13 protein-coding genes and 1 tRNA gene are annotated in these 22044 nt (G+C 29.1%); all 14 read right to left on the reverse strand.

The window, feature by feature from the left end:
* Positions 1 to 66: 66 nt before the first annotated feature.
* A complete protein-coding gene (locus E0E45_RS09455) occupies positions 67 to 1197 on the reverse strand; it encodes an EpsG family protein (RefSeq protein ID WP_130890931.1) in 1131 nt (376 codons plus the stop codon).
* A gap of 14 nt (positions 1198 to 1211) precedes the next feature.
* Entirely contained in the window at positions 1212 to 2099 is an 888-nt protein-coding gene (locus tag E0E45_RS09460) for a glycosyltransferase family 2 protein (protein ID WP_130890932.1), read from the reverse strand.
* Between the two features lie 14 nt (positions 2100 to 2113).
* The gene (locus E0E45_RS09465; protein ID WP_130890933.1) at positions 2114 to 2857 is read right to left on the reverse strand and encodes a glycosyltransferase family 2 protein; all 744 of its coding nucleotides are present in this window, start codon (positions 2855 to 2857) and stop codon (positions 2114 to 2116) included.
* Between the two features lies 1 nt (position 2858).
* Positions 2859 to 4220 (reverse strand): sugar transferase, encoded by a 1362-nt coding sequence (locus E0E45_RS09470; protein ID WP_130890934.1) that lies wholly within the window; start codon positions 4218 to 4220, stop codon positions 2859 to 2861.
* A 992-nt stretch (positions 4221 to 5212) separates the two neighbouring features.
* On the reverse strand, positions 5213 to 6457 hold the full coding sequence (locus E0E45_RS09475; protein WP_130890935.1) for a glutamate-5-semialdehyde dehydrogenase: 1245 nt from the start codon (positions 6455 to 6457) through the stop codon (positions 5213 to 5215).
* An 11-nt stretch (positions 6458 to 6468) separates the two neighbouring features.
* Complete coding sequence (proB, locus tag E0E45_RS09480; protein WP_232044090.1) at positions 6469 to 7272, reverse strand: glutamate 5-kinase; 804 nt, start codon at positions 7270 to 7272, stop codon at positions 6469 to 6471.
* 165 nt (positions 7273 to 7437) lie between these two features.
* Positions 7438 to 7523: transfer RNA gene (locus tag E0E45_RS09485), tRNA-Leu, on the reverse strand.
* Positions 7524 to 7630: 107 nt separating this feature from the next.
* Positions 7631 to 8182, reverse strand: coding sequence for a ribosome hibernation-promoting factor, HPF/YfiA family (hpf, locus tag E0E45_RS09490; protein WP_096402131.1), 552 nt, complete (start codon positions 8180 to 8182; stop codon positions 7631 to 7633).
* A 107-nt stretch (positions 8183 to 8289) separates the two neighbouring features.
* Positions 8290 to 8979: an ABC transporter ATP-binding protein gene (locus E0E45_RS09495; RefSeq protein ID WP_130890937.1), complete on the reverse strand. Its 690-nt coding sequence runs from the start codon at positions 8977 to 8979 to the stop codon at positions 8290 to 8292.
* Positions 8972 to 10135 carry an ABC transporter permease gene (locus tag E0E45_RS09500; protein ID WP_130890938.1) on the reverse strand — a complete coding sequence of 388 codons (1164 nt, stop codon included), beginning with the start codon at positions 10133 to 10135 and terminating at the stop codon, positions 8972 to 8974. Before E0E45_RS09500 ends, E0E45_RS09495 begins: the two co-directional genes overlap by 8 nt.
* Position 10136: 1 nt before the next feature.
* Positions 10137 to 12413, reverse strand: a complete 2277-nt coding sequence (gene pbpC, locus E0E45_RS09505) for a penicillin-binding protein 1C (RefSeq protein ID WP_130890939.1) — start codon at positions 12411 to 12413, stop codon at positions 10137 to 10139.
* Positions 12413 to 17266, reverse strand: a complete 4854-nt coding sequence (locus tag E0E45_RS09510) for an alpha-2-macroglobulin family protein (RefSeq protein WP_130890940.1) — start codon at positions 17264 to 17266, stop codon at positions 12413 to 12415. The genes pbpC and E0E45_RS09510 overlap by 1 nt, the downstream gene beginning before the upstream one ends.
* Positions 17267 to 17284: 18 nt before the next feature.
* On the reverse strand, positions 17285 to 19201 hold the full coding sequence (recQ, locus tag E0E45_RS09515) for a DNA helicase RecQ (protein ID WP_130890941.1): 1917 nt from the start codon (positions 19199 to 19201) through the stop codon (positions 17285 to 17287).
* Positions 19202 to 19711: 510 nt separating this feature from the next.
* Entirely contained in the window at positions 19712 to 21976 is a 2265-nt protein-coding gene (locus E0E45_RS09520) for an adenosylcobalamin-dependent ribonucleoside-diphosphate reductase (RefSeq protein WP_130890942.1), read from the reverse strand.
* Between the last annotated feature and the right edge of the window lie 68 nt (positions 21977 to 22044).

Below are 22044 nucleotides of genomic sequence, written 5' to 3' on the forward strand. Positions count from 1 at the left end.
CTCAGATGTAGTTATAGTATAATTCTTTTCTAAATGCTATAAAAATAATTATAATTAATTTTATTATTAATAAAGTTGCTCCCATTTTTTCTCTTCTCCTTTTATAAATATATTTCTATAAGGATGATAATAGTATTCTTTTGTTATGGGATGTACATCATTTAACTCTTTTATAAAAAAAGCAACATTGTAAAAAACTATAAAAATAATTATAACTAATTTTTTTTTATAGCTTTTTATACTGGTAACTAATCTTATGCCTAATAAAATTGAAGCACACTGATAAAATTTAGATATTCTTCCTGCTAATACTCCAACATTAGAAAGTAAAAAATAGATACTTACAGAATAAATAATTAAATTTGCTACAATAATATCATATTTTTTTTTACTATTTTTTAATAAAAAAAGAGCCTGCATAAAAAGTACTAATCTATATATATAGCCAATTATTGAGTTTCCTCCAAACTTTCCTTTTGATTTTATAAAATAATAATAATGTACTCTTCTTACAAATTCAAAATTATTAAAATTTTCATTAAGAAAGCTAATTACTTTTGCATCAATAAAAAATAAAGAAAAAAGAATACTAATTAAAATTAATAGTAAATAATTTAATATTTTTTGCTTTTTTCTAATAAATAAATATCCACATAAGGCTAAAAAACTAATTCGATGAAAAGTTAAGCCTAATAAATTAAATATAAAATACTTTTTATACCTATCTTCAATAACAAATTTCAAACTATATAAAAAAAGAATTTCTGAAATTCCTTGTCTTAAATTATTAAAATTATTAATTAAATAATATAAGCAATAGTACATAAATAGCCCTAAATTTTTGTTGCTTTGTTTTTTTAAAACTTTATATAAAAAAATAAATAAAATAGCATGTAATAAAAATATGAACACTTTATAATCCAAATTACTTTTTGTAAAAACATAATTTAAATATAAGTATCCTCTTTCTATTTTGATTTGATTTAATTCTTGAAATTTTTCTAATTTTTTTATCTGATTATAAACTTTTTCAAAAAGAGAATAATCAGATGCTATCTTATATCTTAATGCTGCAATTAAAAATAATACTATAATATTAAATTGAAATATAATTTTATTTAAAATTTTTATTTTTACAAAGTGCTCACTAAATACTCCTAATAAAAGACTACTCAACACAATTAAATATATAATCATTTCTTCTCCATTTTTCAGTATAAAATTCTTGCTTTTAATTTTTTTAATTTTTTATTCAAGTATTTTTTTCTAGAATTTTCTATTTTTGTTATACTATTCAATTGTTTTCCTGTATCTACTACTTCCTTTAATTTTCCATTTTTTTTCAATAAATAATAAAGACTCCAAATTATGTAATTTGATATTTGATATTGTGGAAGTAAATATCTGCTTCTTACTATAATTTTGTTCCTATATCTAAGATAATCTTCTTCTTTTCTAGTTATTCTTCCATTCTGAGAAACTTTATGAAATATTTCCAAATCACTACAGTACTGTATTTTGTACTTTTCTACTATTCTGTAAGAAAGATCTTCTTCTTCTCCACCATATTTTCCTAAATTATTAGGATATTTTCCACATTCTTCATATACTTTTTTTCTTATAGCATGTCCAGCTCCAATGAAGTAATAAGTTTCCAAATTTTTTGAAAAATCCAAATTTTTATTTCCATGAGGAATTTCATGCCTTAAAGGCTTTCTAGTATAAAAATTTTTTATATTAAAAGCTAAGCATCCTACTTCTGGTAATTCTTTAAAATAATTTTCAATCTTATAAATTAAAGAATTTATATCTTTAATTTCAATATCATCATCTAAAGTTACTAATATTTCTCCCTTTGCTTTTTCTATAACATAATTTCTTCCTAAAGCTACTCCATAATTCATTCCATCATGGAAATATCTTAGTTTTACTTTACTTTTTTCAAAAATTTTAATTATTTTTTCTTTTCTATAATTAGTTTCATTATTATCCAATAATAAAACTTCTAAATCATCTTTTTCATATGGATAAATATCTCTTAACGTTTCATACAATTCTTTTTCTCTACCATAAGTTATAATTAATATTGACTTTAACACTAGTTAATCACCTTTTATTTATATTTTCTTATTCCTCTCAAAGTATAATTAATAAAATAATAACAACTTTTTACTAAGTTTAATTTTTCATATTCTCTATATATCTTCCATGTCCATATTGCACTTTTTAATTTATTTGAAGATATACTTACTTTTCCTATTCTACAAATAGAGTCATAATATTCATTTTTAACAGAAATATTTCCTTGTTTTAAAATATTAAGAAAAAAAGCATAATCTTCATGTTTTATATTAGGAAACAATTTTTTATTCAGAATTTTTTTTTCTATAATCATAGTCATTGTTTTAAATTGATTTCCTAATAATAATTTTTTATAATCAATTTCTTTATCTACAGTTACTTTTTTTAAAATTTTCCCTTCTAAGTTACAAAAGTAATAATTTCCATGGCTGATTTTTAATCCTTCTTCCACCATGAAATTAATTTGATTTTTTAACTTATCTTTATACCAAAGGTCATCACTATCTAAAAAAGCTATATATTTTCCTTTAGAAATATTTATTCCATTATTTCTTGTAACAGCTGGACCACTATTTCTCTTATTTTTTAGATATTTTATTCTTTTATCTATTCCTAAATATCTTTCTATAATTTTATAACTATCATCTTTTGAACAATCATCTATTAATATTAATTCCCAATTTTCATATGTTTGATTCAAAACTGATAATATGGTTTCTTCTAAAAATTCTTCTGCATTATATACTGGAGTAATTATACTTACTAAAGGTTCCATATCAATATGCCCCCCTTTTTCCAATAACATTCTTTATTGTTTTCACTGTTATTATTATGTCCAGCCACAATGACCAGTTTCTTATATAGTAAAGATCCAATGCTATTCTTTCATCATAGTTCTCAACATCTGACCTTCCATTTGCCTGCCACATTCCTGTTATTCCTGGTTTTACCATAAATATCTTTTTGCTGTTTTCTTCACCATAGTACATACCTACTTCTTTTTGCACTACAGGTCTTGGACCTACAAATGACATTTCTCCTTTTATTACATTTATAAATTGTGGAAATTCATCTAATGATGTCTTTCTTAAAAATTTTCCCACCTCTGTTATTCTTGGATCATCTTTCAATTTAAAATTCTTATAGAATTCCTCTTTTAGTTTTTCATCCTTAGATAACATCTCTTCCAATCTTTTTTCTGCATCAGCATACATAGTCCTAAACTTATACATCTTAAAAGTTTTTAAATATTGTCCTATTCTGGTATGAAGAAACATTGCTTTTCCTCCATCCTTTTTTATCCTTGGGGCATATATAAGGTAAAGCATAGAAAAGACTAAGCATCCTACTATTCCTGTCACTATATCAAAACTTCTCTTTAGAAATCTATTTGTTCTTCTATTCATTCCATTGTATGAAGATACAAGCATTATTCCATCATAGTCTTCTATAGTTGCGTTAAAAGTATATGTTCCATTTAACTCTGGTGTAAATTTTATCTTATTTACTTTTCCATCCAATCTATTTATTATCTCTGACATCTGTTTATTATCTGCTAGTGGGAGAGCTATTATTACTTCATTTATTTTATTTTCTTCTATTACTCTTTCAATATCACAGCAGTTCCCCAGTATCTTTTCTTCTTCTACTTTTATACCTTGATTAACTCCCTCTAAAGAATTAGCTGATATATATCCCAGTAAGTTGTACATTGTAAAATTATTTTCTTTTATTACATGAGTCAGTTCTCTGGCTGTATTTCCAATTCCTATGATGAGAAGTCTTTTTTCCAATGATTTTCTAAATATATTTCTTATGATTTTTATTATGATTAAGTTAAAGAAGGTAAATGTTATTCCCACTATCAGATGAACTGGTATATACTTGCTTCCCCAGAATGCTGCATCATTTATCAGCATTATTATGAGATATTCAGTATGTACAAATAGTTGTTTTTTCAATTCTTCCCATATTAGTATAGTTTTAAAGGAATACATGTTCTTAGTAAGGTTTAATACAAGATAGATAAAGAAAGTGTTGTACATAATTCTATCTGGAACTTTAAATATTTTATTTATTAAAAAATAGAATATGAATTGTAATACTATCATTAAAATCTTTGAACTCTGTCTTTTCACTTTCCCCTTGCTCCTTGACTTTTATTTTAAGATGTTTCTTTTTTTATATTTTTTCATTTTATATATTTCTCTTTTTTATTTTCTTAATTTTATATATTTTGTAATATTTTTAATTTTAAATATACAATTAATAGTATTATTTGAAATAGATAGATTTCAACTTATATTGTCTGACTTCTACCTCTTTTTTTTCACTCTTTTCCAAAACTTAACTCTCATATTTTTTCCAGCTTTCAAAATTAAATATCAATTTTAAAGTTTTGTAAAAATTACTACTTTCATAAAATTGAAAAAAGTTCGCATTATTACAATAATGAGAACTTTTACACATCCAAAACTCAGCAAAGTCGTTTTAACATTTCTTAAAAATATCAACTTATGACTTTTTTTGGTATTGACAATATTCTATTTTAGTAGTATTATTTCACTATACTATTCTATAATTCTAAAAAGTTTCAAAAGAAATTTTCTTGAAGAGATTTCTACAGGGCGCTTTATTGTAATAAGGCGAACTTTCACATCACTTGAACCCTTATTTTTTAAGGAGTCATTTTTTACCTCTCTATTTTAGAACTTTTTTACTTTTCCCCTCTGATATAATTTTTTTCTTTTTTTATATTTCAATTATCTGTTTTTTATATATTTCATCATACTTTATTTGTTTTTTTATATTTCTCTTTTCTTATCTTTTTCTTTCTTATTTTTATTTTTTCTTTATATAATAGTTTTTAATTCACATAGCTACTTTTTCATATATTCTTTATTCTTTTCTTTTATTTAACTTAATTACATTAATTAAAATATCTTGATTTATATGAGATTTATTCTCTTATTGTCTTTCATCAAAAAAAGACTATATATTTTCTCTTTTAAAATTTTTTATTTTTTTAGAAATATATCATTTCTTATTTTTATATACACTTTAAATTTATTTTTAGGCATAAAAAAAGGAACCCTAATCATTTAAGGTTCCTTATCTTATTTATCTTATTCTATTTTCTGACTTGTCCATTACCAAATATTACATACTTAGTGGTAGTCAATTCTTTCAACCCCATAGGTCCTCTTGCATGAAGCTTTTGAGTACTGATACCTATCTCAGCTCCAAAACCAAACTGTCCTCCATCTGTAAATCTTGTAGAAGCATTTACATATACAGCTGCTGCATCTATTTCATTTAAGAATCTTTGTGCATTTGAATAGTCCTCTGTTATTATTGATTCAGAGTGTTTAGTCCCATACTTTCCAATGTGTTCTATTACCTCATCTAAATCTTTTACAGTTTTTACTGCAAGAATATAGTCTTCATATTCTGTAGCCCAATCTTCTTCAGTTGCTTTTTTAGATTTAGTAATATATTTATTTACAGTTTCATCTCCTCTTATCTCTACATTTCTCTCTAACAGCTCTTTTCCCATTATAGGAAGTAATTCAGCTGCTATATCTTCATGTACAAGTATAGTTTCTACTGCATTACATACTCCAGGTCTTTGAGTTTTAGCATTGATTATTATATCTACAGCTTTTTTCAAATCTCCAGTTTTATCAACATATATGTGACAATTTCCTATTCCTGTCTGTATACATGGAATAGTACTGTTGTTAATAACAGTATTTATTAATCTAGCACTTCCTCTAGGAATAAGGACATCTATGTATTCGTTAGCTTTCATAAGTTCAGCAGCTTTTTCATGGCTTGTATCTTCAAGTACCTGTACAGTATCTTCTGAAAGTCCAGCCTCTCTCAATACTTCTTTAAATACACTTACAATAGCTACATTTGTTTTTATTGCTTCTTTTCCACCTCTTAGAATAACTGCATTTCCACTTTTTAGGCAAAGTCCAAAGGCATCAGCTGCTACATTAGGACGTGATTCAAATATTATAGCCACCACTCCTAGGGGAACTCTTTTTTGCTGAATGATAAGTCCATTAGGAAGCGTTTTACCATATACATATTCTCCAACAGGGTCATTAAGCATAGCTATTTCCCTCAATCCTGCTGCCATGTCTTCAATCCTTTTCTCTGTCAAAGTAAGTCTGTCTATAAAGGACTGCTTCACACCATTTGCAAGGGCATTTTTTACATCTTCCTTATTTATTTCAATTATTCTTTCCTTATTTCTTATTAAAGCATCTGCTGATTTTTGAAGTATATCATTTTTTACTCCAGTAGAAAGCTGAGCTGTTTTTACAGAAGCTTTCTTAGCAGCTTCTCCTATTTTTGATATTTCCATAATATTTCCTCCTAAGCCATACAGTCAAAAACTGTTCCTACATCTTCCCCTGATATTAATTTTTCTATAAGGAGAGGGTTAGAACCATCTAGTATAGCCATTACTACACCACCATCACAACATTCTCTTGCTGCCAAAAGTTTTGTTTCCATACCTCCAACACTGAATTCACTTCCCTTTTCTCCACCCATTTCCATTATCTCATCAGTTACTTTCTCTACATATGCAATTCTTTGAGCATTGGGATTAGTTTTAGGATTAGAATCATACAGTGCATCTATATCAGTGAGTATAATTAGAAGATCAGCTTTCAGCAAAGAAGCTACACTTGCAGAAAGTCTGTCATTATCACTGAATTCTATTTCAAAAGTAGAGATAGTATCATTTGCATTGACAATAGGGATAACTCCATATTCCAGTAATGTTTCAAATGTATTGTTAGTATTAGTTTTTCTTTCTCCCTCTTTAAAATCATCTTTTGTCAAAAGTATTTGAGCTGTCTTCTGACTGTACTCACCAAAAAAATTTTGATATATATGCATAAGTTCAGCTTGCCCTACTGCTGCTGCTGCCTGTTTTTCTCTAGTTTCTTTAGGTCTTGTTTTAAAATTAAGTTTTTTAGACCCCACTCCTATAGCTCCTGATGTTACAAGAACTACTTCTCTTCCTTGGTTTCTCAAGTCACTAAGCCCCCAAGCAAGTTTATTTAAAAGACTCAAATTAAGATTTCCATTGGCATAAGTCAATGTAGATGTTCCAACTTTAATTACTATCCTTTTAGCGTTTTTAATTCTTTCTTTTATATCTCCATTCATCTCAGACATCACCTCTTCAACATTTTATTTAATGATACTATTATACTAAATATTTCCAAGTTTTGCACATTTATTTTTATTTTTCTCTAAAAATGATAAAATATTTTTTAAAATTCAAAAAATAAAAAAGCAATGTCAAAAGACACTGCAGATTATTAAAATAAATGGTGCAGAAGAAGAGATTTGAACTCTCACGGGGGCACCCCCACTGCCGTCTGAAGACAGCGCGTCTACCATTCCGCCACTTCTGCACAACTACTGGTAGTATATACCTATTAATGTAAAAATTCAAGTATTTTTTCTAAAAATTTAAAAACCCCCTTCATCTCTGAAAGGGGTAATAATAACAATTATTTAACTATTTTTTAGTTGCTGGTTCTACATGAGCATAATCTCCATCTTTTCTCTTATAGACTATATTCATTTCTCCAGTTTCACAGTTAGTAAATGGATAAAATGCTCTGTTTAATAATTCAAGTTGAAGTATAGCTTCTTCTATATCCATTGGTTTTGGAGGAAGATAAACTTTAACTACATTTACTGCTGCTTCTTTTTCAACTGTATTAGTTTCAGGATCATATTTTATTTTTTTAACTCCTGGAACCTGTCCATAGTTTATTGCTCTTTTTTCTTTATGCTTTTTAAGCTGTGCCTCTATAATATCAGAAACTTGGTCAATAGCTGCATATAGATCAGTATCTGTACAAGAAGCTTTTAAAGTACTTCCACTCAGATATGCCAATACTTCAGCTGTATGGCTGCTTCCAGTTTTAGTTCTCACTGCTGATAAGCTAACATCTAATTCTATGATACTATCGTGATACTTTTCAACCCTCCCTAGTTTAGTTTCCGCATACTTTTTGATTGCATCAGTTACAACTAATTGTTTTCCATGGATAGACATTTTCATAATACCACTTCCTTTTAAGTCCGCAAGTTCTCTTTGCTTTGTATAATATTATACTGCTGTTTTTTCAGATTTCCTCTTTTTTTATATAAAAAATTTGAAATTTTTTTCTAATCATCTGTTAAATGCAGAATACCTTTTTTAAGATAAAGTTTTTTGTCCGAAATCTTTGCCAAATCTTTTGAGTGGGTAACCACTATTATAGTCTGCTTTCTATTTTTATTAATATCTCTTAGTATATCAAAAATAGTTTCGCTTGTTTCCTCATCAAGATTTCCTGTAGGTTCATCTGCCAAAAGTATTTTAGGTGAGTTAATCAAAGCTCTGGCTATTGCGACTCTTTGCTTTTCTCCACCTGATAATTGTGAAGGTTTATGTTTTACTCTGTCTTTCAGTCCAACAGCATCTAATATTTCCATTGCTCTCTCTTCTACTTCTTTTCTATTTTTGAAATCATTCACCAGAGCAGGAAGCATTACATTTTCCAAAGCAGTAAATTCTGGGAGAAGATAATGAAATTGAAATACAAAACCTAGCATTCCATTTTTTAAAATATCTTTCTTTTCATCAGAAAGCTTTTCCACTTCCTGACCGCCAATATATATTTTTCCCTTATCTATTTTATCCAACAGTCCAATTATATTCAGCAGAGTAGATTTTCCAGAACCTGATCTTCCCAGTATTGAAATAAATTCTCCTTCTTCTACAGTTAAACTCAGATTTCTTATAATATGGAGCTTATCTATATTCCCACTGTAATATTTTTCTATATTTTCTAATCTCAATATCTCTCTACTCATGTCTTAATGCCTCCACAGTTTCCATTTTGGCAGCTCTATATGCTGGGAATACACTTGATACAAAGATTATTCCAATATTTGCTCCAATTATTATTCCTATCTCTTTAAAAGATATTTCAACAGGTATCTTAGTGAGATAATAGATAGAAGTTATAAATGCAAGGGTATAATTCTTAATGTACCATAGGAAGCAAAGAGCAACAATTGTTCCAATTATTATTCCTGCAATTCCCAAAAGCATTCCTTGAATAAGAAAAATCTTCATTATACTTTTTCTTGAAAATCCCATTGATCTCATTATTCCTATATCTTTTATTTTTTCCCTTACAAGCATATTCAATGTTACCCACACTACAAACCCTGCTATTATTACTATTAAAGAAAATACCATTATCATAACAGTTTTTTCCAATGAAAGAGCTGAAAGAAGATTTCTGTTAAGATCTCCCCATGTTCTTGAAAATATTTTTGTTTCAGACATTATTTTATCAGCTATTTCAGGAGCTTTGTATGGATCATTTAATGTTACATCAATCTTATTTACTGTATCACCACTATACACAAGATATTGAGCAGCCTTTAGAGGAAGGAGTATCATATTTATATCATAATCATAGTATCCACTTTGGAATACTCCTTCTATCTTAAATTTTATCTCTTTATTTTCTGATGAAATAATAGTCACTTCATCTCCAAGAGAAGCTCCAATATTTCTAAAGAGTTCTTTTCCTATAAGAACACCATCTATTTTATCAGGAGATATACTTCCTTCTACAATTTTTTTATCTAGGTCCATAGCTTTTTTGGCACTTTCTAAATCAAAGCCTTCTATTTTTACTCCAGATATGTATCCCCCATATATTCCATTATATTTAAAGATACCCTGTGTTTCTATACTGGGAACAGCTCCCTTTACACCAGGAATTTTTTCTATTTTTTCTTTTAATTCATTATAATCTGATAATTTATCTCCATTCTCTACCAGTACATGACTTGTCATAGAAAGAATACTGTTTATCATATTTTTATCTAATCCATTTGCTATTCCAATAGAAACTATTAAAACTATTATCCCTATTGCTATTCCCAAAGTTGAAATAAGACTCTGTCTTTTTCTCTCAAATATATGTTTCTTTGCTATAAAAAACTCTACCATTCTACTTCCTTCCTACTCTATTTTTTACTATTTCAAATTTTACTTTTTCTGTTTCACCATTTTCAGCTACTACAGTTATTTCATATTCTCCTTCTTTTAGATTAAGACTTTTTTCTTTATCTTTGTCTCTACCTATATATTCCTTATTGATATACCAGTAAAGATTTTGCTTTTTTACATTTGCTACTTTTACTATGACGCTCTTCTCTCCATCAAAATCTTTTGGTATAACTATCTTTAAGTTCTTTATTGGATATATGAATTTTACACTTTTTTCTTTGATTTTGCTACTAAAAATATTTGAAACATCCATATTCTGTCTTATGAAATAGTTTATTATCTCAATAGGATAGTTAAGCACTACTTTTTCCTCTTTTTCAGTAAAGTCTTCATTTCTTGAATCTATCTCTTCTCCATCTTTGTTTAGAAAAACTTTTTTATAGTATGGAGAAAGCTTTAAAGGTTTAGCTCCTACAGGATAGAGTATCTCTTTTGATGGTACATCAAACTTCATTCTATATCCAGTTTCTTTATCTACTTTTATAACCTCAAGATCTTTTTCTGGAAGATTGAATAGAGCTGTTTTCTTTGGAAGAGCATTAAATACATTAAACAAAAGTTTTCCTGCACTAACTACTCCTGACAAATTACTATTACTTTCTCCTGTAAAATTTCCTACCCAAACTACTACTGTCCAGTCTGGAGTAACTCCAGCTGCCCATCCATCTCTTCGTCCATAACTTGTTCCAGTTTTCCATGAAACAGGATTCTTTTCCCTATACATACTTTCAAGTCCAGGTCTTTCCAGCTGTCTTATAGTATCCAATGTAAGATATGCTGAACCTCTTGATATAAGCTGATTTCCTTTTTCTTTCTGCCCATCTCTTGTATATTTTAAATCTCTAAAATTTCCATAATTTCCCAATCCAGTGTATAGTTTAGCTATATTTTCCACACTTAGCTCTTTAGTTCCAAGTATTAGAGAAAGTCCATATCTTGATGGGTTATTGTCTTTGAAGTCCAATACCTCTTTCAAAAAATAGAAAAATTTATCATCTTTATATTCCTTCAATAACGATACAAAAGGAATATTTAATGATTTTATAAGAGCTTCTCTCATTTCAATCAATCCATAATATTTTTTATTAGCATTTTGAGGACTGAAATTTGAAAAATATAAAGGAACATCTGGTATCTTTGACTCTGGAGCTGCTATCCCTTCATCTATTGCCAAAGCATAGAGGAAAGGTTTCAATACAGAACCTGGTGATCTCTTAGCAGTTATTCCATCTACCTGGCCATTAGTATTAAAATCATAAAAATTCTGTGACCCTATATATACTTTTACTTCGTAAGTTTTGTTATCTACTACTAATACAGCTGCATTTCCTATTCCTTCACCTTTTAGGTATTCAGAATAATCTCTCACTATTTTTTCTATTTTTTCTTGAAGCTGGCTATTGATAGTACTATTAATTATTTTTTCATTGCTTTCCTGTGTCAATCTTCTAGTCAGATGTGGAGCAAGAGATCTAAATCTATATCTTTTTTCAGGAATAGGCTCCATCTTTGATAAAGCATACTGCCTCTCATCAATGACACCTCTTTCCAATAATTTTTTTAAAAGAGCATTTCTCTTATTTATAAGTCTGTTTCTGTTTCTTTCCACATGCATAAGCCCAGGAGAATTAGGGAGCACTGCTAACAGTGCTCCCTCTGCCCAAGTAAGTTCATCTGGATTTTTTTGAAAGTATAAAAGTGAAGCTGTCTTATATCCTACAATATTTCCACCATAGGGAGCATTATTTAGATACATTGATAATATCTCATCTTTAGTGAATTTTCTTTCTATCTTCACTGCATGAATTATTTCTCTATATTTATTAAAATAGCTCCTCTGCTTTGGTTCAAGAACTTTTGCTACCTGCATAGTTACAGTACTGGCTCCTGTTCTCCTCCTTTGGAATATATTATCTCTTGCAGCTCTAATTATTGCTTTTCCATCTACTCCCTTATGAGAATAGAAATTTTTATCTTCATAATTTAAAACTGCTTCTCTTAATTTTTCAGGTATTTTATCTGTACTTTTCAAATGCCACTGTTCATTTTTATTAAGATAAGCTCCAAGGATGTCATTTTTATCATCTAACACCACCTGACTGTATCTTTCTTCAAATGTACTAAGTATTTTATCAGTATCATATTTTAAATATGTCCATGAAGTGAGAATAATCCCACTTAGAACAATTCCTGAAAATATCAGATATTTTTTCTTCATTATTTGACCTCTACTTCAAATCCTTTTAGGTAAGCTTCATAATTTTTATCATACATAGCTTCTGCCATAGTTCCTGGGAATTTATATTTTCCAACTGTTACAGTATTTATCTTAACAAAGAAGCTATTTCCAGTTCTGCTGTAGTTATTGAAGTCAAAGAACCACATAACTCTGTCATCTCTGATATCTTCATAATCTATATTAGTACTTCCCATTCTAGTTTTTACCCACTCTGGATACTGTTGTTTCAATGCTCTTACATTTTCTATTTCCCATCCTGTAGGAAGTACTTGTGTCAATGCTACATCATTTATATAGTAGTATCCTCTTGTATTTTCAGGAAGTACTTTTACTTCCAACCAGAATGTAGTTCCTGATGTAAGAGATTTTGGATCTATTTCTGCTCCGTTGATATCATAGAATTTTCTTTCTATTTTGATATTTTTAGCAATATCCTCTCCCTCATAATTTACTGGAACTCCTTCCCAATAGTAATTAACAAACATATCTTTTGAATTGCCAGAAACTATTTTGATATCTTTCACTTTATCAGAAATTGATTCTGTATAAGTTCCATTTTTAGTTGTAAATCTTTTTAACTGTCCATCTATTTCGATAGTTCCAGATACCTCTTCTTTAGCTCCTGATTTTACCATTTCAGCTATAGTCATCAAAGAGTATCCTGTACTTTGAGTAGAAAGCCAGTTTTGTGATTGAAGTGCCTGAAGTAAATCGTTGTATAATTTTTCTTCTATTTTTCCATACACTTTATAGTATGCTCCAAGTACAATAGCTTTATCTCTCAGATTTGAACCATAAGAATATCTATAGTAGTCATAATCATATTCTGGCACAGTTAATGGAAGAGTATTAGCAATGTCTACAGCTATCTTATTTTCTCCTATTAATTTATATGCTGCTGCCATATACCATTTACTCGTTATTGAAAGACTTTCCATATAGTTTTCATATATAAGGTTCATTTCACTTATCTCAGGAGAACCAGCTGAGGCTAATAAATATAAAGTATATGCCTTTCTGTCTAAATCAGCTCCTGCTATTTTGCTTTGTTTTTTACTGAAATCCAGCCATCTGTTATACATATCTTCTGGTACATAATATCCGTTATCTCTTGCACTTATCAGAAATTGTCCAATATAGTTAGTTACCCATAAGTCAGCCTCTCTGCTTCCAGGCCAGTATGTAAATGACCCATCATAAAGCTGGAATTTTGACAGTCTAGTGATTCCAGAATTAATATTAGCTGTTATTCTCTTTTTATCAAAAGCATTTTCAGAAGACAGTTCTTTTATAAATAATTGAGGAAGCACACTTGATGTAGTCTGTTCTGCACATCCATATGGATATCTGATAAGCCATTTAAGTCTTTGGTCTATAGCCAGTATAGGTGAACTAGAAATAGTTAATGTACTTTCTACACTTCCTTCTATTGAATCTTTTGGTGCATTAAATACAACTTCTTTTCCACCTGGTACAGTTTTTATATTATTCAGATAAATATATGGATTATTTGAATTTATATCTATATCAGTAATTTCTTCATAATTATATTTATTAGATTTTGCACTTATAGTTATTTTATCTGCCCCTATTTTATTAGGAACTTTTTCTGTAAAGTATACTGTCTTCTTCTCTTTATTTTTCAAAGTGAATTTTTCAGTTTTTGTTTCTCCATTGAAATTGATACTTACAGTTATCTCTCCAAGATCATCTTCTAAAGCAAATATTTCTACTGGAACCTTGAATTCATCTCCAACTTTTAATGTTCTAGGAAGTGAAGCATTCATAACTATTGGAGCTTTTACAGTAATTGTAGATTCTGCTCTTCCATACATTCCTTTATCTGCTCCTATTACCATGACTCTTACAGACCCCATATAGTTAGGCATTGTAAATTCTACTTCTCCCTCACCTTTATCATTAGTAGTAAGAACTCCTTTGAACATTGCTACTGGTTTAAATCTTTGAGCTTCTTCAAGTCCCATTTGTTTGCTTCTAGATTTATCCATTGCTGACATTTCAGCTAAGAATTCCCCTCCTCCAGTTTTCAATACTTGATGTACTTCTCCAAAAGTTTTTCCTATAATTTCATTATAGTTATCATAAGACATTATTTGAAGAGCTTCTTTCTGATAGAAATAGTTCCAAGGATCTGGAGTTTTAAATGCTGTTATATCTAAAAGTCCTTCATCTACCACAGCTACTGTATACTCCATAGGTCTTCCAGCTTTATTTTTAACTTTTACACTGAATTTTTCATTTGGTCTTAACTCCTTTGGAGTATTTAATTCTAAGTTTAGTCTAGTAGCTTCATTTTTTACCATTAGAGGTACAGCACCATATAGTCTTAATGGTCTGTCATTTGTAAAGTTATTATAATCTTGGAATAAAGATATAGTTACATAAGCATTAGGGAACATTCCTTCAGTAACTTCTATTTCTTCTTCATTTTTAATATCATTAACATCTTTCCAATATCTCTTTACTATTTGACCAGATTTTTCTATAGTGATAAGAGCTTTTGCTCCCTTTTCTCCCTCATATATAATCTTAGCCTTTTCTCCTATATTATAAGATTTTTTATCAGTTTCCATTTTAAGTTTATCCACTTTTTTACTTACACTAGGGTCCATCCAAGTACTTACATAGAGATTTACTCCTGTACTTTGTTCAGTTTCTACATCTTCTACTTCTATAAATATTTCTCCTGTTCCATCTATTGGATAATCTATAATATATGGCTTATCCCCTGATATAAATTCCTGTTCATAAACAAAAGTAGTATTTGTATCTGTTTTTATTGATTTCAGGAAACTTCCATAGTCATTATAGTCCCACCACCAAGAATACTCATTCTTATATATTCTATATTTCATTTTTCTTCCAGGAACAAGTTTTTCTCCATCACTAGATACTGCTATAACTTGAAGATTTACTTTATCTCCACTCTTCATATATCTGTCAGATGGTATTTCCATTCCTACATATGTATCAAATTTCTTTAATGTTACCATACTTCTATCTAAAACAGGTCTTCCACTTGTTTCCAATACTTTAGTAGTGATAGTTCCTATTAAATTTATATTTTTAGGAGTAACTTTAGCTATGTCAAAATTAATAGTTCCTTTTCCTTCGTTGTTCAGTACTCCCTCTTTATAATCTCTATGATAGAAATTATATGATGTAGGATTTGTAAAAGTATAGTTTTTGAACTTTTCAAATCTTACATTCTCTTCTCTTATTTGCAATTCACTGTTGAATCTCAAGTCACTTCCTGGTGCACCAAAAAGATAATCTGAAGCAATTTTTATTTCAAAATTACCAGTTTCATTTATATCAACTACTTTAGGTGCATCAACATCAACTTTTATTTTATATGGAACTACAGTTTCTACAGGAATATCTTTTCTGAATGTAGTGCTTCCTACTTGTGCCTCTACTCTCCAAATACCAGTTTCTGAATCCAGATTAGTTTTGAAAGAATATGTATAGAATCCATTTTTTCCATTATTTAAAACATAATTTTCTAAGAATTTCTTCCCTGTTGGTGTATATATGTTTAATTTGATTGGATGATTTTCAGGGAAGCTGTCATCTGCATTTCTAGCTATTACAGAAAGATAGATATCATCTCCAGGTCTATATATTCCTCTGTCAGTATACATAAAACTTTTTACACCTTCAGTTGCATATATACCATCTACAGCAAACCCATCATATGACAGAAGAGAATCACTTAATTTAAGTATTGATTTTTCATCTCCCAATTCACTTATGATATAGAAAATCTTATCTTTTCCATCAAAAGTTACCTCTCCATTTTCATTGGTAGTTTTTTCTTCAATTACCTGATTATTGTAAGTTATAGCTTTTACTTTAGCACCTTTTACAACACTGTTTTTGGCTACATTAGTCACAGTTACTAAATATTGATCTTTAGTTTTTTGAGCAAGGATACCCATATCTGAAAGTAAAATAACTTTTCCTATTTTTCCATTATTTTCAAAGAAACTATATTGCTGCCAATTTTCTACACCTTCTGGGAAAGTGTAGTCTATTCCATCTTTATTAAAAGATAATTCAACTATAAAAAATCCTTTATAGTCTACTAGACTTCCTAATTCAATTTCAGTTTGAATCCATTTATTTTTAATATTATTTAAATCATAATCTTTTTCAAAAAGAACATCTCCGATTTTATAGAAATCTCCCTGCAATCCATAATTGAATACATTTCCATTTCCCTTAAATACAAAATTCTGTAAAAATTGAGTAGTATTATTTTCAAAAACTTTCTTAACTTTTACATTTACTTTTTTTACATTAAGAGATTTAAAACTTATTCTCTTATCATTCACAGCTGGAAGAATTATTCCTTCATTTGAAAAAGCTATCTTAGGCTCGATTTCTTTAAAAGCTACTGTTGTATTGAAATTTTCATTTAATACAACTCCATTTTTAGATTTCAATCCTTTTAAAATTTCTATTTGGTATGTTTCTCCAGTAGAAAAATCTCCTCTTATGATTATCTTATTTTTCATTTTAATAATATCATAACCATTTTCCCCATCAACTTTTATATATGCATCTATATCACTATTAAGTCCTATTTCATCAGAAAGAGTTATTTCAATATTAGGTTTTTCTCCAGATGTAGTTGATACATCTAAAATTTTTAATTCTGTTTCCTTTACTGGCGGAGTTACCACCACATTCTCTGTTTTTGTTGCCTCTGGTGTTTTTTCTGGTTCAGCCGTTTGCTCTGGTGTTTTATCCCCTGGATTACATCCAAGTGTAGTCAATAAAACAAGAAATGCCAATATTTTTTTCATTGTAACCTCCTTAATGTTCTAACTAAATAATGACTTAATTAAAATTTCTCTCAATTTTTCTGAACTTATATTTATTTGTAATTTATTTTTTAAGTCTTCCAGTTTAGATTCTTCCAGATATTTATCTTCAACTATACTTTCCAGTCGGATAATCTCCATATCTTCATCTGAAAAACTATTTATAACTTTTAAAAATTCTTCCCCATAGTTTTTAAATTTCTGATTTCCTATTCCTCTTATTTTCAACATATCCCATCTATTTTTAGGTTTTTTCTCTGCCATTTCCATAAGTGTCAGATCTGAAAACACAATATATGGAGCTACTTTTTCTTTCTCCGCTATTTTATTTCTCAGCTGATTCAAATTTTCAAATAATGGATCTTCATAGTAATCAAATGTTACTTTTTCATCTACTCTCCTAAATACAGTAGTTTCATTCTTCAACACTTTTCTGGCCCTTTCATTTAGTCTAAGCACTGGAAAACTTCCCGCACTCTGCTCAAGATACCCATCTGATATCAAGAAATTTATAAATTCCTCTATCCAGTTTCTTTCTCTTTCCTGCATTATTCCAAAAGTAGATAATTTATGATATTCCTTTTTATCCATTTTGGTATCTGATTTCCCTACAAGTATATTTGTTAAAGTAGATATTCCTATACTTTCCTTTGCTCTTCCTATACAAGAGAGTATTTTTTGAGCTTCTACAGTAAGATCTTCAACATTTTTGAAAGATTTGCAGTTACCACATTTTCCACAATAATTCTTTATCCTCTTATCTCCAAAATATTTCAATATATATTCTCTGTAACAGCTTTCAAGATAAGCGTACTCCACCATCTTATCAAGCTTTTCCCTTTTCTCTTTCTTCAACTGATTTTCAGTTTCCTCATTCATTTCTATGAGATATTCCTGTGTTCCTACATCTTCTTCAAAATACATGAGAACAGCTTCAGCAGGGGCACCATCTCTTCCAGCACGTCCAGCTTCCTGATAGTAACTTTCCATATCCTTTGGTATATTTCTATGAAGTACAAATCTTACATTGGATTTATCTATTCCCATTCCAAAAGCATTTGTAGCTACCATTATTTTTATTTCATCTTTAATGAACTTCTCCTGAAAATCTTTTCTCTCTTTTTCAGTAAGTCCAGCATGATATTTCCCCACACTAAATTCCCTAAGTTCAAGATAGGCATATAGGCTGTCTACCTCTTTTCTGGTAGAAGCATAGATTATTCCTGATTTTTTAGGAGCTTTTTTTAAATAATCTACTATATATGCTTCAGCAACTACATTTTTTACTACTTTAAAAAAGATATTTTCTCTATCAAAACCTGCTACATAACTGAATGGATTTTTCATTTCAAGTTTTTCTTCTATATCTTGTCTTACTTCAGAAGTTGCTGTTGCTGTAAGAGCCAACATCTGTATTGGTTTTCCTATTTTTTTTACAAAATTAGGTATTTCTAGATAACTTTTTCTAAAATCATGACCCCATTGAGAAATACAATGGGCTTCATCTACAGCTATCATAGCTATATCCAGTTTTTTTATAAAAGCTACAAACTTTTCATTTGCGAGTCGTTCAGGTGCTATATATATTATCTTTGCATTTCCACTTCTTATTCTATGCATAGCATCAGAATATTCTTCTCTAGAGAGAGTAGAGTTTATATACACACTTTTTATTCCTAAAAGTTTTAAAGTATCTACCTGATCTTTCATCAAAGATATCAGAGGAGAAATAACTATTGTTATCCCCTTGAAAAGAAGAGCTGGAATCTGATAGCATATAGATTTTCCTCCTCCAGTACTCATTACCCCTAAGGTATCTCTTCTTTGAAGAACTGAAGATACTATTACTTTCTGTCCATCTCTAAAATCATTATATCCATATATTTCTTTAAGCAATCTTCTAGCTTCATTTTTCATTAATTTTTTCACCAACATCTATTATTATATTTGTTAATATTATACCATTGAAATTAGTAAAAAGTAAGGTATGAAAAACCTCTGCAGTCATAATATCAATTTTAAAGATTAAAAATATTCTAATTATTTTTTATTCTGCCAAACTTCCTAAATTCCTATTTCCAGAAGATATTTTATTTTATCATTTTCCATCTTTCCATACTACCAACTATCTGCTACTTTTTGTCTACCTATAGTTGCATAAGAACTAAAATTATTAATTTATTAAAGTAAAAGAACCCCTTGGGGTTCTTTTACTAACATCATCTATCAAATTTATTAGGAAATTATCTAAAACAATTATACTTTATTTATATCTATAATTCAAGTTTTTTTCTTTAAAAAAAACATTTGCAAAGACTACAATCAAACTTTAAAACCTAACTATTTCTACATAAAAAAATAAATTTCTAAATTAATAAAATAAAAATGATTCAAAATCAACTTTTGAACCATTTTTATTAATTCATATTATTCACATTTAGAAAAACCACAGCTTCTGCAAGTATAACATCCACCAGTAACATCTATTATTTCACCACATTCAGGACAACGAGTGACATAATCAGCTTCTCTTTCACTAATTTCTTCTATCTCTTTTCTTTCCTCTTCATCTATTTTCTGTATAGCTTTTTCATGTGCATCTAATCCCATATCTTTTTCAAAATTCTTAAGAATATTAAGAATAGCTGATGGACATGTATTTCCTTTGCTTATCTCTTGATTTTTACTTCTAGCTACAGCAAATGATGTACATCCACTTACTCCTGCTATTGCTTTTTCCAGCATAAATAGATTTCCACCTAGTCTAAGTATTCCAGACATATATATTGCCACAGCCTGAATATTTTTCTCACATCCACCTACTCCGCTTCTTATTACATACAGGTCTTGAATAGCTCTCTCACTTGGGGAATAACCTATCATTACTTTAAGTTTTCCACAACCTATTCTCATTGTAGTTGGATAGTAAATTGTATCTGGAGCTATTGGTTTCAACTCTCCTCTAGGTATAGTTGGTAATGTTAATTCTTCTACTTTCTTTTCTGTTTTTGGTGTTACAGTAAGTATTCCTTCCCTGTCACAACCAGCTCTATATATTGTCATTCCTTTAAGTCCGTTTTTCCAAGCCTCTAAATATAGCTTTTCAACTTCTTCAACAGAAACTTTATTTACAAGATTAATTGTTGAGGAAATACTTGCATCTATTCTTTTTTGCCATATTCCCTGCATTTTTATTCTATCATATGGATTCAGATTTTGAGCTGTTACAAAATATTCTGGTAAATCCTCTTCATCTATAATATTATTTTCTTCCATATACTTCTTGGCAATTGGAATGAATACTTTATAAAATACATCTTCTCCATGAAGACTTTCTGTTTTTCTTACATAAGAAAATGCAAAATTAGGTTCTATTCCTGTACTTGTTTCTAACATTGTTCCTATTGAACCTGTAGGAGCTATAGTTAAAAGCTGTGAATTTCTAAGTCCATACTTTTCAATTAACTCAAATGTTTCTATACTCGCATTTTCTAATAGAAATTCTGATTTCAATACTTTATTGGCTTTATATTTAGGATATGCTCCAAAATCTTTAGCTAAAAGTGCACTTGCTTTCAATGCGTTGTCTACTATTACTTTTGCTATATTATCACAGAATTCTAAAGATTCAGGTGATCCATACTTCAATCCAAGTTTAATTAAAAGATCTCCTACCCCTAATATTCCTAATCCAATCTGTCTCCAATCTCTTACTGATTCTCTTTGCTCTTCAAGAGGATGTAATGGTAGTCCTTCATCAAGTACATCATTAAGAGCTTTTACAGATTTTTGTACAGCAGATGCTAATCTATCAAAGTTAAACTCTTTTCCCTCTGCAAATGTTGGAAGTATAAGAGAGCCTAAAAGACAACTTCCTCCTGCTGGCAGTGGTTCTTCTGCACATGGATTTGTTCCAGCATATTCAAATTCTTCATCTTCACTTAATAGATTCCATTTTGATATTCTATCCCAGAAAAGTATTCCTGGTTCAGCAAATTTCCAGTTTTGTCTTGCCAGTTCTTTAAAAAGTTTTCTTGCATCTATTTCTTTAGTGATTACCTCACCAGTATCTTCTACTAAAAACTCAGTCACAAACTGCAAACCTTCAATTACTGCTTTCATAAAGTTAGCATCTACTCTTACAGATATATTTGCTTTCTGTATTTTGTTAAGATCTGATTTAATAGAGATAAATTCAGAAACATCTGGATGATTTACATCAATAGATATCATTAATGCTCCTCTTCTTCCTTTTTGACCTATTATATCTGTAGTTAAATTATACAGTTCCATAAAAGATATTGAGCCAGTAGTATATTTGGCTGAGTTATTTACCTCTGATCCTTTTGGTCTTAATTTAGAAATGTCTACTCCGCATCCCCCACCATAAGAATAAGTTCTTGCCAGTTTTTTAGCAGTATCAAATATAGATTCCAGATTATCTTCTGGAGGTGCTATAACATAACAATTTGAATAAGTTATCTTTCTTCCTAATTTATACAATCCTCTATTTGAAAGAATTCTTCCAGCAAAGATGAACTCCTTATTAGCTATCATTTCTTTTAATTCCTGATCTCCACCAGAAACTCTTTCTAACCATTCATTGAATGTTTCGCCATCATATTTATATTTTTTTTCCCAAATATCCATTCCTAATTTATTGTCTTTTCCTAACCAGCTAGCTATATCCATGACTACCTCCCTGTTATATTACCAAAAATATTATAGCATAATTCTTACAAAATATAGTGTTTATTTTT

Origin of the sequence: Fusobacterium ulcerans ATCC 49185 (assembly GCF_900683735.1) — a bacterium.
Taxonomy (GTDB): Bacteria; Fusobacteriota; Fusobacteriia; order Fusobacteriales; family Fusobacteriaceae; genus Fusobacterium_A; species Fusobacterium_A ulcerans_A.